At 70.1% G+C, this 15010-nt stretch carries 12 protein-coding genes and 1 pseudogene; 8 read left to right on the forward strand and 5 right to left on the reverse strand.

Annotated elements, in window-relative coordinates; translation table 11 throughout:
- Positions 1–399 precede the first annotated feature (399 nt).
- Complete coding sequence (locus tag OHB00_RS48755; protein ID WP_406446330.1) at positions 400–918, forward strand: transglycosylase SLT domain-containing protein; 519 nt, start codon at positions 400–402, stop codon at positions 916–918.
- Between the two features lie 34 nt (positions 919–952).
- Here OHB00_RS48755 and OHB00_RS48760 read toward each other — a convergent pair whose 3' ends face one another.
- Positions 953–2404, reverse strand: coding sequence for a purine-cytosine permease family protein (locus OHB00_RS48760; RefSeq protein WP_406445197.1), 1452 nt, complete (start codon positions 2402–2404; stop codon positions 953–955).
- Between the two features lie 264 nt (positions 2405–2668).
- Between OHB00_RS48760 and OHB00_RS48765 the strand changes: the two genes are divergently transcribed.
- Together OHB00_RS48765 and OHB00_RS48770 are read left to right on the forward strand one after the other, a co-directional pair.
- Entirely contained in the window at positions 2669–3472 is an 804-nt protein-coding gene (locus OHB00_RS48765; RefSeq protein WP_406445199.1) for a serine hydrolase, read from the forward strand.
- Positions 3473–3558: 86 nt separating this feature from the next.
- Positions 3559–4737 (forward strand): AI-2E family transporter, encoded by a 1179-nt coding sequence (locus OHB00_RS48770; RefSeq protein ID WP_406445201.1) that lies wholly within the window; start codon positions 3559–3561, stop codon positions 4735–4737.
- Between the two features lie 15 nt (positions 4738–4752).
- Here OHB00_RS48770 and OHB00_RS48775 read toward each other — a convergent pair whose 3' ends face one another.
- The 3 genes and pseudogenes from OHB00_RS48775 to OHB00_RS48785 all read right to left on the reverse strand — a co-directional run bounded on the left by OHB00_RS48775 (position 4753) and on the right by OHB00_RS48785 (position 9317).
- Complete coding sequence (locus OHB00_RS48775; protein WP_406445202.1) at positions 4753–7050, reverse strand: nitrate- and nitrite sensing domain-containing protein; 2298 nt, start codon at positions 7048–7050, stop codon at positions 4753–4755.
- Between the two features lie 265 nt (positions 7051–7315).
- Positions 7316–7810 (reverse strand): DUF5990 family protein, encoded by a 495-nt coding sequence (locus tag OHB00_RS48780; protein WP_406446332.1) that lies wholly within the window; start codon positions 7808–7810, stop codon positions 7316–7318.
- 170 nt (positions 7811–7980) lie between these two features.
- A pseudogene (locus OHB00_RS48785) lies at positions 7981–9317 on the reverse strand (jacalin-like lectin).
- Between the two features lie 508 nt (positions 9318–9825).
- Here OHB00_RS48785 and OHB00_RS48790 point away from each other — a divergent pair.
- Positions 9826–10374, forward strand: coding sequence for a lamin tail domain-containing protein (locus OHB00_RS48790; protein ID WP_406445204.1), 549 nt, complete (start codon positions 9826–9828; stop codon positions 10372–10374).
- 75 nt (positions 10375–10449) lie between these two features.
- Here OHB00_RS48790 and OHB00_RS48795 read toward each other — a convergent pair whose 3' ends face one another.
- Positions 10450–11406, reverse strand: coding sequence for a ScbA/BarX family gamma-butyrolactone biosynthesis protein (locus OHB00_RS48795; RefSeq protein WP_406445206.1), 957 nt, complete (start codon positions 11404–11406; stop codon positions 10450–10452).
- Between the two features lie 395 nt (positions 11407–11801).
- Here OHB00_RS48795 and OHB00_RS48800 point away from each other — a divergent pair, with 395 nt between their 5' ends.
- The 4 genes from OHB00_RS48800 (at position 11802) to OHB00_RS48815 (ending at position 14988) form a co-directional block, all read left to right on the forward strand.
- A complete protein-coding gene (locus OHB00_RS48800) occupies positions 11802–12533 on the forward strand; it encodes an HAD family phosphatase (protein WP_406445208.1) in 732 nt (243 codons plus the stop codon).
- Positions 12530–13303 carry an SDR family NAD(P)-dependent oxidoreductase gene (locus OHB00_RS48805; RefSeq protein WP_406445210.1) on the forward strand — a complete coding sequence of 258 codons (774 nt, stop codon included), beginning with the start codon at positions 12530–12532 and terminating at the stop codon, positions 13301–13303. Before OHB00_RS48800 ends, OHB00_RS48805 begins: the two co-directional genes overlap by 4 nt.
- Before the next feature lie 142 nt (positions 13304–13445).
- A complete protein-coding gene (locus OHB00_RS48810) occupies positions 13446–14111 on the forward strand; it encodes a ScbR family autoregulator-binding transcription factor (RefSeq protein ID WP_406445212.1) in 666 nt (221 codons plus the stop codon).
- Positions 14112–14331: 220 nt separating this feature from the next.
- On the forward strand, positions 14332–14988 hold the full coding sequence (locus OHB00_RS48815) for a ScbR family autoregulator-binding transcription factor (protein WP_406445214.1): 657 nt from the start codon (positions 14332–14334) through the stop codon (positions 14986–14988).
- Positions 14989–15010: the final 22 nt, after the last annotated feature.

Raw genomic sequence — 15010 nt, forward strand, 5'->3', positions numbered from 1 at the left:
TGGATGCTCTCGCGGCGTGCTGTACGGGAGCTGTGGAGTGCGCCGAGCTCGCGCCGCGGGCGCCGTGATGGGCCCCGGAGGCGTGACACCCCCCATAGGAGCCAGATCACATCCTATCCACCGTCGTAGGAACGGAGCGCCCTGAAGTGGCCGTAAGGGTCATATATCGGGCATTGAATCCATTCGGTACGAAGTCGGGTAGTACGTCACATCGTTGCGGCCTGCTCCCGGCGCCGCTAACCATTGCTGTCGTCGCCGGGAGCACAGGGCGACGGGCCGAGCGGATCCCCGCCGGGCCCGCCCACTCCCGCCGGTAGAACGGGGCCTCGCCCCCACGCCGCCGCCCACAGCGGCCGGCGCCGACGCCGTCCCACACCGGAGAGTTTCTTTCACATGACCATGACCACTCGCACCCGCATCGCCCGCCTGCGCACCCTCGGCCTCGCCGGCCTCGCCACCACCGGTGCCGCGGCCGCCGCCCTCACCCTGGTGCCGGCCAACGCGCAGGCCGCCGAGATGACGCAGGCGCACACCTCGGCCACGGTCACGGCCTCCTCCGGCGACAGCAGCCGCACCGCCTCCCAGCGGACCGGCTCCGCCAACAACCTCGACGGCTGGATCAAGCAGTCCCTGCAGGTCATGAAGGCCAAGGGCATCCCGGGCAGCTACGAGGGCCTCAAGCGCAACATCATGCGTGAGTCCGGCGGCAACCCGAGCGCGCAGAACAACTGGGACGTCAACGCCCAGAAGGGCACCCCCTCCAAGGGTCTGCTCCAGGTCATCGACCCCACCTTCAACGCGTACCACGTCTCCGGCACCGCCCACAGCGTCACCGACCCGGTGGCCAACATCACCGCGGCCGCCAACTACGCCGCCCACCGGTACGGCTCCATCGACAACGTCAACTCCGCGTACTGACGCACACGGCGACGCGTCCCATCGGGGTCAGGCGCTACGGCTCACGGTGTTCGTGGGCCGCCTGCTCCAGGGCGGCGGCCTCCGCCTCGGCGATACGGGTCTCCGCCTCGACGTCGATCGAGCGGGTCAGCCACCAGTACAGCAGTGCCGACACCGGAAGCCCGATGAACAGGGAGATGTCCGCCCCGTCCAGGGCCTTGGCCACGGGGCCGACGAAGAGGGTGCCGACCGAGAAGAACGGGACCATGACCGCGAACCCGACCAGGTACGAGACGATCCCCTGCCAGCCCCAGCGGCCGTAGATGCCGTTCGGCTTGAAGATCTCGGCGATCGCGTAGTGGCCCCGGCGCACCACGTAGTAGTCCATCAGGTTCACGGACGTCCACGGGATGAACAGGTACAGCACCAGCAGCAGGAAGTTGTTGAAGTTCGTCAGGAAGTTCGACGTCGCCGCCAGTGCGCCGATGAGGGAGAGCCCCGCGGTCACCCCTAGGGTGAGCAGACGCACGCCCAGGGTCGGCCGCACCCGTTTGAACGAGTCGATGGCACTGATCAGGGTCAGTGAACCGCCGTACATGTTGAGCGCGGTGACGGAGATCAGGCCCAGCGCGGAGAACAGCAGGACGATCGCGCCGAAGCCGTCGAAGACCTTGTCGCCGGCGGCGTTGATCGACGGGATCGTGTCGAAGCTGTCGCCTGCCCACGCGGCCAGCAGCGTCCCGAGCACCATCAGCCAGATGCCGCCGAGCGCCGAGCCGAAGTAGGTCCAGTAGAACGTCTTGCGGACCGTGACGTCCGGCGGCAGGTAACGCGAGTAGTCCGAGACGTAGATGGCCCAGCTGATCTGGTAGCCGGCGACCACGCCGAACTGCGCCAGGAACGGGGTGACCTTGAAGGCGCCGAGGTCGAAGGAGCCCGCCGGGTAGTGCAGGGTGACCAGCACACCGACGGTGAAGATCCCGAAGACGACCAGGAACGTGTAGGTCAGAAACCGCTCGGCCTTGTGGATGATGTCGTACCCCACCAGCGCCACGACCAGGGCGATCACGGTGACCACGACCACCCACAGCTTCACACCGCCGTGGATCGTGGTGTCCAGCGCCTGACCGGCCAGGACGGTGTTGAACACGTTGAAGCCCGCGTACTGCACATAGGCGAACAGCCACACCAGCAGCGCCCCGACATAGCCGAACTGCGGGCGGGACTGGATCATCTGCGGCAGACCCAGCTGCGGCCCCTGCGCCGAGTGGAACGCCATGAAGAACGTGCCGATCAGGGTGCCCGCGACGATCGCGAGCAGCGACCAGATCAGATTGCCGCCCTCCGTGATGCTGATCAGCCCCACCGCCAGGGTGGCGATCTGCGCGTTGGACATGAACCACAGCGGTCCCAGATGCCACAGCTTGCCGTGCCGCTCGTCCAGCGGCACGTAGTCGATGGACCGGACCTCCAGACCGCTCACCCGCGGTTCCGCCGATGTGCTCATGGCACCTCCCAGAGGCCGGTCCGTCGCTCTGACCTCATTCTTCCCCCGTAGTGATGCGGATGAGGCATGCGGAAACCACGTTCCGTACACCGGAAGGTCCCTCGCGCGCACGAATGGGTCGCTCCGGTCGCCGACGGCCCTGTTGCCCTGCTCACAATCGGCCCCGAACCGGTCGCATCGTGGCGGCCGTCATGTCGCGAGCCGGGCATTTTGTCTACGTTCGCAGTTCTGCGTCCCCCGACCCGAACTGCGAAGGCCTCCGTCATGCTCAACCGAACCCTGTCCGTCGTGGCCGCGGCGGTGACCCTGTTCGTCGGAGCCGCGCCGGCGGCCATGGCCGCCGGCGCCGGGTCCGGCCCCGCCGACTTCCGCACCGCGGTCCAGGCACAGGGCCAGGCCCGGGTGACAGCCGCCGTCCTCGACCTGGACGGCACCGGCCGGGAACCCACCGTCCACGGCGACGACACGCCGTACGACACGGCGAGTATCGTCAAGGTCGACATCCTCGCCGCCATGCTGCTCCACGCCCGGGACCACCGGCGCGACCTCACCGCACGGGAGAGCGCGCAGGCCGAGGTGATGATCCGCGACAGCGACAACACGGCGGCCAGCGCCCTGTGGCGGGCCATCGGCAAGGCCCCCGGCCTGGAGTCGGCCAACAGGCGGCTCGGACTGACCTCGACGCAGGGCGGCCCCGGCGGCCTCTGGGGGCTCACCCGCACCACCGCCACCGATCAGATACGACTGCTGCGCGCGATATTCGGCACCGGCCCCACGCCCCTCGACGCGGCGTCCCGCAGCCGGATCGGCACTCTGATGACCGAGATCGCCGCCGGCCAGTCCTGGGGCGTCTCGGCCGCCGCCGACGCCGGGTGGGCCCTGAAGAACGGCTGGCTCATGCGGACCACGACCGGCCTGTGGGACATCAACAGCATCGGACGGGTCACGGCCGGCGGCCACCACTACCTCGTCGCGGTCCTCTCCGACGGCAACGCGTCCATGCCGGACGGTGTGAACCTGGTGGAACGAGCCGTCCGCACCGCCGTCTCCGAGTCGGCGGCCCACTGACCCCCTTGGCCCACTGCCGCCCGCCCGCCGCCACGAATGCCCCTAACGTGCACTAGAGGCGACGTTGGCCGGCGACGGGAGGCACGGTGGTGGGTGCGGGCGGGCCTACGGCCGGGCGGGGCCGCGCGCGGCGGGCCCGGGGCACGCCACCGGACAGCCGGACCGCCCGCGCGATCCGGATCCCGAAGCGGGCCCGCGACCCGCGCGCCTCCGCCTCCGTCAGCGCGGTCGTCGTCCCCGCCCTGCGGATCGCCGCCGCCTACGCCTGGCGGCTCATCGCGGTCGGCATCGTCGTCTACGGCGTCTTCGTCGTCCTCGGCCGCTTCCAGCTGATCGCCGTCGCCGTGTTCCTGGCCCTGGTCATCACCTCGGTGCTGCGCCCCCTCGCCGACCTGCTGGCCCGCCGGCTCCCCAGGCCGCTGTCCGTGACGGTGAGCCTGGTCGGCAGCATCTGCCTGTTCCTCGGTCTGCTGGCCCTGGTGGGCAACGCGGTCGCGCAGGAGTCGGCGACACTGGCCGACGAGTTCCGCGGCGGCATCCACCGCATCGAGGTCTTTCTGCAGCGCCCGCCCTTCCGGCTCGGCCCGGGCGCCCTGTCACACCTCCAGCAGCAGATCGTCACCTACATCCAGTCCCACCGCTCCAACCTGGCGAGCAGGGCACTCAGCGGCTTCGGCACCCTTGTCGAACTGGTCACCGGCGGCGCGCTCGCGCTCTTCACCTCGGTCTTCTTCATCCACTCCGGCGAACGGCTCTGGGCCTGGACGAGTCGCGAACTGCTGCCCGCCGGTGCCCGCAGCGCCTGGGACCGGGCGGGGAACGCGGCCTGGCGGACGTTCGCCGGATACACCCGCGGCATCATCATCGTGGCCGCGACCAACGCGGTCCTCGTCGGCGTCGCCCTGCTCGTGCTGCGGGTGCCGCTCGCGCTGCCGCTCACCCTGCTGGAGTTCTTCGCCGCGTTCGTTCCGCTGGTGGGTTCACCGGTCGCGCTCAGCGTGGCCACGGTGGTGGCACTGGCCGGGCGCGGTCCGCTCACGGCTGCCGCCGTCCTCGTGCTCATCGTCGTCATCGGCCAGCTGGAGGGGCATGTGCTGCACCCGCTCGTGATGAGCTGGGCGGTGCGGCTGCACCCCCTTGCCGTCGCCGTGTCCGTCATCGCGGGCAGCATCGTCGCGGGGGTGATCGGCGCCGTCGTGGCCGTGCCGTTCATCTCCGTCGTCTGGGCGGTGGTGCGGGCTCTGCGCCCGGCGCCGCCGCCCTGACTCCGGGCCGGCGGCTCAGCCGTCCTTGGCGGGGCGGCGGCTGCGCTTCGACGTGTGACGGGGACGGCCGGACGGCGGGGGCGACGCGGCCGGCCCGGAAGGCGCGGGGACGTCGGGCACCGCGGGGGCGCCGAAGGCGGCGGAAGCCGCAGCGGCGGCGGGGGCGCCGGAGGGTGTCGCGGGGCCGGGGGCCGGGATGCCGTCCTCCCACGCCTCGTGCGCGCCGAACGGGTCGGCGGGCCCGTCCGCGAGCAGGGCCGCCGACCCGGGCGTGGCGCGAGCCCTGAAGGCTGCCAGTGCCAGCGTGTCGGCGTCGGACTCGGTGCCGCCGTGCCAGGTGATGGTGGACGGGAGCATGACGAGCGAGGTCGTGCCGGACTCCCCGCCCGCCGGCCGCAGCTGGACCCGGATGCCGTGCCGGTCGGCGAGCCTGCCCACCACGAACAGGCCCATGTACTGGTAGACGTCGGCGTCGGCGGTCGGCGGATTCGCCAGCTTGTGGTTGATCTGCGCGAAGTCCTCGGGCCGCAGACCGATGCCCTGGTCATGGATCTCGACCATGATCCGGGTGTCCGGCAGCCGGGTCGCCGTGACCCGGACCGTCGAGCGCGGCGAGGAGAACGAGGTGGCGTTCTCCAGGAGCTCGGCGAGCAGATGCACCAGGTCGGTGACGGCGCGGCCGTGGATCTCCACCTCCGGGACGCCGGACAGCTCGATCCGCTCGTACTGCTCCACCTCGGAGGCCGCAGCCCGGATGACGTCGACCAGGGGGAGCGGGTGGTCCCACTGCTGGGTGGGGCGTTCGCCGCCGAGGACCAGCAGGTTCTCGCCGTTGCGGCGCACCCGGGTGGCCAGGTGGTCCAGCCTGAACAGGTTCGACAGCTGCTCGGGGTCGGCCTCGCGCTCCTCCAGGTGGGTGATCAGGGCGAGCTGCCGCTCGATCAGCGACTGGTTGCGACGGGAGAGGTTGGTGAAGATCGTGTTGACGTTGCCGCGCAGCGCGGCCTGTTCGGCGGCGAGCCGGACCGCCTCCCGGTGCACATGGTCGAAGGCGCGGGCGACCTCGCCGATCTCGTCGGTGGTGGTGATCGGAATCGGCGTGACTCCGGTGTCCACCTGGCCGGGCACGGCCTGGGAGAGCTGGGTGATCACCGCAGGCAGCCGCTGCTCGGCGATCTCCATGGCCGAGGCGCTGAGCCTGCGCATGCCCCGGCTCATGGAGCGGGCCACCCACGCGGCGAGCAGGAGGGCGACGAGTACGGCGCCGAGCGCGAAGGAGCCGTTGACGATCGCGTCCCGCTTGGCGTCGGCGGCGATGCTGCGGGCATCGGCGAGGGCGGTGTCGGTGAGATGGACCTCGATGCCGCGGTAGGCGTTGAAGGCGAGCGCGGATGCCGCGAAGAACGACTCGGGCGTGATGCCCTGGGCGGCCAGCTGTTCGGTCGGCGTCCCGGCGGCGATCTCGTTGATCATCTTCTGCAGGGCCGGCGGCGTCACGAAGGCCTGGCCGGCCGCCTTGGCCTCTTCGGCGGCCTTGGCCGTCTGCTGCGCACCCTTCTTCTGCGCGTCCGCCAGCGCCGCCCGCAGCCGGGTCATGTCCCCGGCGGTACCGGCGCCCGCGTACTCCTGGAGGCCGACCTGCTCCAGATAGGCGTAGGAGCTGAACGAGCCGAGCTGGGTCTGCAGTTCGCCCTGGGCGAGCGCGTCGCGGTTCTCGACCAGCAGATGCGTGCCGATGGAACGCACCAGGGACTCCGCCGCCTGGGTCAGGGAGATGGCGTAGAGGGTGCGCCCGAAGCTCGCCTGGTTGCTGCTGCCGAAGCCCAGTTCGTTCGAGATCTCCATCAGCGGGTGCTGGACGGCGTGGTAGCTCTCCTCCGTCTGCACCCCCGACGACCTGGCCGTGAACGCGTCGGCCCGCACCACGGGCAGCTGCTTCTCGCCCGCCCGCACCAGCTCGATCCGCCGGGCGAGGCCCGCGGTCTTCGGGGCCCGGGCCACCGCCGCGTCGAACGCCTCCGCGTCGGCGTCGGTGACCTTGCGCGCCGCCACCACGGCGGGCGCGTCCCGTTTGCCCTCCAGGAGAGGGATGACCGACACGTCGCGCTCGTTGATCGCGTCACTGGCGTAGGTGTTCGCCGCCTGCACCAACTCCGCCACATGGACCGCGTCGTTGGCGTCCTGCAGCGTGTCGATCGAGTTCTTCACCCGGAGGCCGCCGAGGCCGAGGGCGACGAGCACCGGAATGAGCAGAATGGCCTGGAGGCGTCTTGCGACGCGCCAATTGGCAGTCAGCGGTCTGGACTTGGACAAGATCGTCCCTTTTCACAACAGGGCTGGTGCGCAGGGCTGTGCACAGCCCGACGTTCTGTGGCCAAGTTCTAACACCCAGCGACCGGGATCGACCGGTGTTTGGGTGAAGCGGTTTCTCGAAAAAGGAACAAAGCTCAACCAAAGCCATGGATGGTCAACGCACGGATGATGAGCCAGGTGGCCTGAGCCGCTTGTTCTGTTCGATCGGCCGAACCGGCACGTCCCGAATCAGCCACGGCGCGGGGACCGAAACCGCTCTCGCCGACTACCGCGAGGCACTCGGTTGACGAGGCCGAGAACCGCTCCCGGCACTCCAGACGACGGCCGGGGGTACGACCCGCGCGCACAGCGGCATCCCCCGGGCGTCGGTCAGCCCGACCCGGCCGACCAGCAGCCCGTCCCGCGCCGCCGCCTCGGCCACGGCCCCGGGGACGGCGTCGAGCATCAGCTTGGCCCGCCGGAACATCACGAAGGCGCCCTCGCTGTCCACGGTCACCCAGGACAGGTAGACGAACCGGCCGCCGGGACCGCCCTGGACGTAAGGCCCCCTGAAGTCGACGCCGGTGGCCGAGAGGGAGGCCGTGCAGGGCAGGGTCCAGGTCGCGGAGGCCGCGTCGCCGGGCTGCGGGCCGAGCAGTTCGGTGGGGCGGTTGCGGCGCTGCACGCCGACGTGGATGTCGCGGTAGCCCGAGAGACCGCTGTCCGCGGGCGCCGGGCAGGAGCGTCCGGGCAGGCCGGTGGCGTCGATGCGGAGGTCCATGGCAGCCATGCGGCCATCATCGCCGATGCGGCGATGCGGCGATGCGGCGATGTGCCGATGCGGCGATGTGCCGATGCGCCGATGCGCCGATGCGGCGATGGGCCGATGCGCGCCGTGTCTCCAGCCGGCCGGCAAAGCGTTCGCGGCGCTTGCCGGCCGGCCGGGCGTGGTCAGCGCTTGGTGTAGATGAAACCGACCTTGTCGAGCTCGTCACCGGAGCGGCCGTGGAAGCCGGCGATCTGCCAGCCCGACGGAGCGGTGCGCGTCACGCAGTCCGAGGTCGTCGTACCACCGGCGAGGGTGTTGCCCAGGTTGGTGGTGAACTTGGCGTAGAAGATGCGGGTGGTGTTGCTGTACTTGCCCTCGCACAGGTACGCCGTCGTCACGTACTCGGTGCTGCCGAGCGTCAGCGAGGACCCCGTGCCGCCGGTGCCGCCGTGGGTCAGCGTCGTGCCGTCGGTGAGCGTGATGCCGACCTGGTCGACCCGGGAGCCGGAGCGCAGCGAGATGCTCGTGGCGCGGGCGCCGGCGGCCACCTTGTCGATGTCCTGGTAGTAGTCGCCGTGCGGACCGCCGAACTGGTCGCTCAGCTGGAAATTGGCGTTCTCGGACCAGGAGAAGCCGACCGTGATCGGGTCGTGGTGGAGAGCATCAGGCCGTCGCTCGTCAGGAACTTGGCGTGCTCGTTGTTGTACGAGGTCGCGTTGAGGTTGACGAGCTTGCTGCTCCGGTACAGCACCTTGTCGACGACCTCGCAGGTGTTGGGCACGGTCGCCCCGGTCTGGTCGCAGACCAGCGCGTCGCTGCCCTTGGCCGGCGCGCTGCCGCCGCGGATCAGCTGCACCCAGGCGTCGGTGAGCCCGTTGTTCGAGGCGAACTCGGCGATGGTGTCGGCGCTGCGGGTGTAGCGGGTGTTGGTGTCACCCATCACCACGACCGCGTTGCCGGCCGAGTGGGTGCTGATGAAGTCGGTCAGCTGGCTGAGGTTGTCCGCGCGGGAGGCCTCGTCGCCGTCGTTCGTGCCCGCGTTGGTGTGCAGGTTGTAGAAGTCGACGTAGACGCCCTCGGCGAGCCGCTCGCGCATGAAGGTGAAACCCTTCGGCGTGAGGCAGTCGCCGGAGTCGACCTGGCAGGAGTTCCAGCCGACGCGCTGGAAGTCGTCCTCGTCCCAGGCGTAGTTGGAGACGGTGTTGAGGCCGCTGCCGATGCCCGCGCCACCGCTGGTCGCGGTGCGGTAGGGGTGGGTGTCGGTGGAGTACAGGTACGCGTGGTAGTTGAAGTCCTCCTGGACGTTGACGATGTCGTACGGCGCGATGCGCTTTCCGATCTCCGTGGTGCTGGTGTCGCGCGGCGTCGACGCGCTCGACAGGCCTTCCGGAAGTCCGGCGACGTTGTACGCGAGCACGCTGAACGTGCCCGAGCCGGCCGCCGCGGCGGGCGTGGCCGTCGCCGTGAGCCCGCCGAGAGCGGCTACGGCGGCCGCCAGACAGGCAACGAGTCTGCGCATGGGGGTGTCTCCTACGGGGAGGTGTGCGCTGAGGGGTGTGAGCATGCCAATGAGGCACGCCAAAACGTAGCGGCAAACGCTTTCTCCCGACCCCCCTTGTTACTAACCAGTTTGGAAATTCCGCATGACACCAGGAAGATCGACTTTCGCCCCGGCGGGCGGCCCGGTCGGGCGATGGCTGTTACTCACTTTCGGGTGAGCCGAGCCTTGTTGGGGGAGTGGCCCGTGAGGCGGAAGGGCCGCCGGGGCCCGTCGCTGCGGGGTCGCCATGCCCGATATAGCGCCAAATCTCATCATTCACCTAATAAATGGACGTTACATCCGAGAGTCACGGGAAAGCGAAGGATACGTAATAGGCGACGTGTTCGTCGCGTAGGTCGCCCGGTCGGGGCGCAGGGTGTGGATGCGCGGCCGACCGGCCGCCACCTCGCCCCACACACCCCTTGTGGCCTGCGGCTTCGTGCCGCATGCGGCTGGAGTGTGCTCGAACCCCGTGAAGGGGGACCACGTGTCCGTTTCCGCATCCGCGACCACCCGCCGTCTCGGCTCCACCGCCGCCGTGGCGGCCGCTCTGCTGGGTGTCACGGCCCTGCCGGCCGCGGCGGCCGCTACGCACCCCGGGGTGTCGCACCGCGACGCCGTCGTCATCAGCGCCGTACGGCACGACCTGCAAGGCCGGGCAGCCTTCTCCGCCCGTGCCCTGAACCGGGAGTGGGTGGACGTCAGCAACACCTCACACCGGGACGTGAACCTCAGTGGCTGGACGCTGTCGGACGCCGACGGTCACAGCTACACCTTCCGTCACTACCGGCTGGCGGGCGGCGCCATGGTCCGCGTCCACACCGGGGAGGGCCGGGACACCATGTCGGACCTCTACCAGGACCGCCGGTCCTCCGTGTGGAACCGCGACGCCGACACCGCCACCCTGCGCAACGACCACGGGCGCTACGTCGACTCCGCCTCCTGGGGCCTGCATCACCGGCGTGACGCGGACGGCCGGCGTGCCTTCGGGCACCGTGACGCGGACGACCGGCACGCCTTCGGTCACCGTCGCTGACACGTGAGACATCCGCCGCCAGGCCCGTTCGAGGGGGGCTTGGCGGCGGATGCGTGCCAGAGCAGAACCCCCGTGTCAGCTCTGGACGACCGGCCCGTTCACCGTGGACGTGAAGACGATCTCGTCGTCCTGCACACCGACGACGTCGACGGTCGCCGTGCCGTCGCCCCGGGCCGTCACCCCCGTGACGTCGATCCAGCAGGGACTGTCGAGTTCGACGTAGCGGTTGAACGACGTGGACGTGCTCGCCGGGATCAGCGTTCGTGGCGCCAGCCGGGCGCAGGCGGCCTGCCGCGCGCCCTCCATCAGGACCATGCCGGGCAGGTGGTCGCCGCCGTGGTCGAACAGGATCGGGTGGTCCAGGTCAGGGGTGAGCAGCCAGCGGCCGGGTGCGTCCGTGGCCGTCAGCACCACGTCGGCGGAAGAGGTGCGGCCCACCGCCGCCGGTGGCATCGGGTCGGCCGTGACGGCGGGGCCGGCCGAAGCCCCTTGCCTTCCGGGCCGGTTGGCGCGCAGCCGGGCGTAGACAGGTGGTGTGACGATGGAGTACCGCCCCTCCCCGTGGGCCACGGTCAGCCCGTCCCGACGCAGGACGAACCCGATGCCCATCCGGCGCGCCGAGGCCCGGCCGCGCGGTGCCGAGTCCGGGCAGGCCACGTCGAGTTCGAAGTCGGTGGGACGGGAGGCGATCCGCAGCCGGTCCAGATCGGTGTGGCAGCTGAGCGACCACAGCACGAAGTGATGGCCGAGCGGAACCCCGTGTTCCGCGTGCGTCACGAACATGCCGGCCTGCCGAAACGTCTCTGCGGCCTGGAGCGGGTCATGCCTCGAACCGTCGGCGCTGTTGAAGAACGTGTGGGCGCGGGGCCACTGCCCGGTGAGGGAGAACCGCAGTCCGTCGTCCTGGGCGGTACAACCGGTGAGGAACACCTCGGCGAGGGACGCGCGGTGGACGTACTCCTTGGGGACCGTCGTGGTCAGCCGAGGCAGTACGGGCAGACCGACTCCGATCTCGCTGGCGGACAGACTCATCGATGACCCCCCGTCGGAAAGCTCTTCGTTGGCTTGAAGCTCTGTTCGACGCCTATAAGATACGGACCTACCGGTTTTCTCGGGTCGGCCACCAGGTAAAGGATTCACCAAGCGTGGTTCGACTCGATCCATGCATGACTCCGCTCGGTAGTGGTTTGGCCAAGTATTTTTGCGCTCAACCGCGCCGAACGCACGGCGAAAAACGGACTAAGCGGCAGATGTCGACGGCTTGCTGTCGATGGGTCCGATGCCGGGATCACCCGCGAAGAAACCTGTCCGGCGGTCTCTTTTGGCCAAGTTCCCCGGGACCAGCGCCTCCTGACGCGGCGCCCGGGCGCCGCTCGGCCTCGACAGCCCCTGCATGATTGTCGAACGGCCTGCGAGAGGGAGACCCGATGGAACCACTGCGCACCCTGCGCCTCGCCGCCGTCAACATCGACGGCGTCCTGCTCAACGACAGTTTCAGTCCCGTCCTGTACCGCCTCGTCCTCAAGTACGGCGGCGCGTACACCCGGGAGCTGGAGCAGCGGCTCTTCTCGCAGTCCCGGCTCGCGGCCGCGAGGGTGCTGCTGGAGGAGACCGGCGCCGGGGTGAGTGAACAGGAGGCCATCGCCGACTACTTCGCCGAGCGCGAGCAGCACCTGCGTGACCACCCCGTCCACATCCTCGACGGTGCCGGGGAACTCCTGCACCTGCTGCGCGCCCTGGGCCTGGACGTCATCTGCTACGGCGGCCTCGACGAGGACCACTTCCGCCGGCATCTCGGCGCCTGGGAACACCTGTTCACCCCACCGCACTACATCTGCACCGACGATTTCCGCCCCGGCATCCGGGAGATCGTCCGGGACCGCTTCGGCCTCGACTACCACCAGGCCCTCTTCGTCGACGACGTCGCCCGCTTCGCCGGCCATGCCAAGGAACTGGACGTGCCCTTCGTCGGTCACCCCAGTACCTTCGAACACGGCTTCCAGCGCGAGCTGATGCGGGAACTCGGCGTCCGGCACCTGGTCGGCGGCCTCGCCGAGATCGACGAGGAGCGCCTGCGCACCCTCGACCGCGAGGCCGGGCTCGGCACCGTCTGGCGGAACGCCGACGCCCTCTCCGGTACGCGTGAGGGGGTCAGGTGACCGCGGGGGAGGGGAGCGCGCTCGCGGGCCGGGTCGCGCTCATCACCGGCGCCAGCAGCGGCATCGGGGCCGCCGCGGCCCGGGTGTTCGCCCGGCAGGGCGCCACCGTCGTCCTCACCGCCCGCCGCGAGGACAGGCTGCGCGAACTCGCCGGCGAACTGCGTGCCCAGGGTGCCGAGGCGAGCCATCGCACCCTGGACGTGCGCGACACCGAAGAGGTGCGGCGGACCGTCGAGTTCACCGTCGAGCGGTACGGCCGCCTCGACGCCGCCTTCAACAACGCGGGCGTCGCCCTTCCGAAGACGCCGATGCACCTCATCGACGACACCGACTACGACCGGGTCACCGAGACCAACGTGCGGGGCGTGTGGAACTGCCTGCGGCACGAGATCACCGCGATGCTGGCGGGCGGGGGCGGCTCGATCGTCAACACCAGCAGCGTGGGCGGCCTGGTCGCCTCCTCGACCGCCGCCCCCTACATCGCCTCCAAGCACGCGGTGATCGGACTGACCAAGGCCGCCGCCGTCGAGTACGCCCCGCACCACATCCGTGTGAACGCCATCGCCCCCGGCCTGACCCGCTCCGAGATGATCGACGACTGGTTCGCCAGGTCGCCCGAGAACGAGGCGCGCGCCTACCGTTCCGCCCCGCAGGCCCGTGCCGCCGACCCGGAGGAGGTCGCGGAGGCCGCCGCCTGGCTGTGCGGTGACAAGGCGAGCTTCGTCACGGGTGCCACACTTACCGTGGACGGCGGACGCACCGCCTGGTGAACTGCCCCGCGGGCCCCGCGCCGGCTGCTCCGGCTCCGGCGCGGGAGCGACCGGGAATCGGTGCTGTGCGACCGAAATACCGACCCCCGTTTGGGGTAAGGTACGTCACGTCCGGTTTTGTTTTGACCGAGGAGGGGTCCCCATGGCGCGTCAGGAGCGTGCGATCCGGACCCGACGCGCTGTTGTCGAGGCCGCCGCGGCGGTCTTCGCCGAGCGCGGCTACACGGCGGCGACGATCGCCGAGATCCTTGAGCGGGCCGGAGTCACCAAGGGCGCCCTCTACTTCCACTTCGACTCCAAGGAAGCTCTCGCGCGGGGCGTCATCAACGCCCAGATCAGCGACGACTACTGGGTGCCGCGCGAGCTGAAGCTCCAGGAGTGGGTGGACATCGGCATGACGCTGGCCCACCGGATCCCCAAGGAGGTCATTCTCCTCGCCGGCATACGGCTCTCCGCCGACCTCCAGGGGCGCTCCCTGTTCGGCAGTGCCTGGCCCGCCTGGACCCAGCTGGTGACGGACAAGCTCGTGGAGGCCAAGGAGCGCGGTGAGGTGCTGCCGCACGTCACCCCGCGCGAGACCGCCGAATGTTTCCTCGGGGCCTGGATCGGGACCCAGTTCATGTCAGAGGTGGTCTCCGACTGGACCGACCTCAACGACCGCATCTCGGTCCTCTACAACCACGTACTGCCGGCCATAGCCACTCCCGCGGCGCTGATCCGGCTGGACACCGCGCCCGACCGGGGCGCCCGGGTCGTGGAGGAAGTCGAGCGTCACCGGCGGGAAACGCTCGTGGCCACCGAGGCCTGACCAGCCTCGGACCAAACCGTCTGCCTGGTTTGTCACGCCCGTACCGGAGACCGTGCTCCTGCGTGGCGTGCGAGGGCCGTTCGCGCCGCCCGGTCGGGCTCGACCGTCGGCAAACCTACCAATCATGCTGTTTGCTAAGGTTCTCGAATCGGAATGTTGCAGGCCCAGGGGGAATCGGACCGTCCAATTCCGGATTCGCCCGGATCGACAAGGGGACGCGATGGTCAAGCAGCTCCGGGCGGCCCGAACCCGCCAGGCCCTCGTTCTCGCCGCCGCCGAGATCTTCGCCGCCGACGGGTACGCGATGTCCTCGCTGCCCGCGATCAGCCGACGGGCGGGAGTGAGCGCCGGAGCGCTGCACTTCCACTTTCCCAGCAAGGACGCCCTCGCGATCGAGGTGGAGAGCGCGGCCCGGCAGTCCGTCGAGCAACTGGTCGCCGACCGGCGGCCGTCGGCCGCCTCCGCGCTGCACCTGCTGGTCACGGTCACCCGGGAGGTCCTGGTCTCGGTCGCCGCCGATGTCGTGGTCCGGGCCGGCTTCAAACTGAGTGTCGATCCCTCCCGCAAGAACGGCATGGGGTTCGGCTGCTGGTGGCGTGCCTGGGTGTGCGAAGAACTTCTGCGGGCGCAGCGTGCGGGGGAACTGGCCGACGGGGTGTCACCGGACCGGGTGGCCGCGGTGATAGTCGCCGCGACGGTCGGCTTCGAGGTGCTGGGTGTGCAGGACCGCGACCGGATCGCTCCCCGGCACGTCGAGCAGTTCTGGTCCCTGGTGCTGCCCCAACTCGCGGCGCGCGGTGACCAGTTCGCCGACGTGGCGCTCTCCGACTCCTGGCCTCTGGCCAAGGCGGCGCAGACCGGCCGGAGTCCGGTTTGACAAACCGTCCGCGCCGTTTGTG

Origin of the sequence: Streptomyces sp. NBC_00631 (assembly GCF_045206895.1) — a bacterium.
GTDB lineage: Bacteria > Actinomycetota > Actinomycetes > Streptomycetales > Streptomycetaceae > Streptomyces.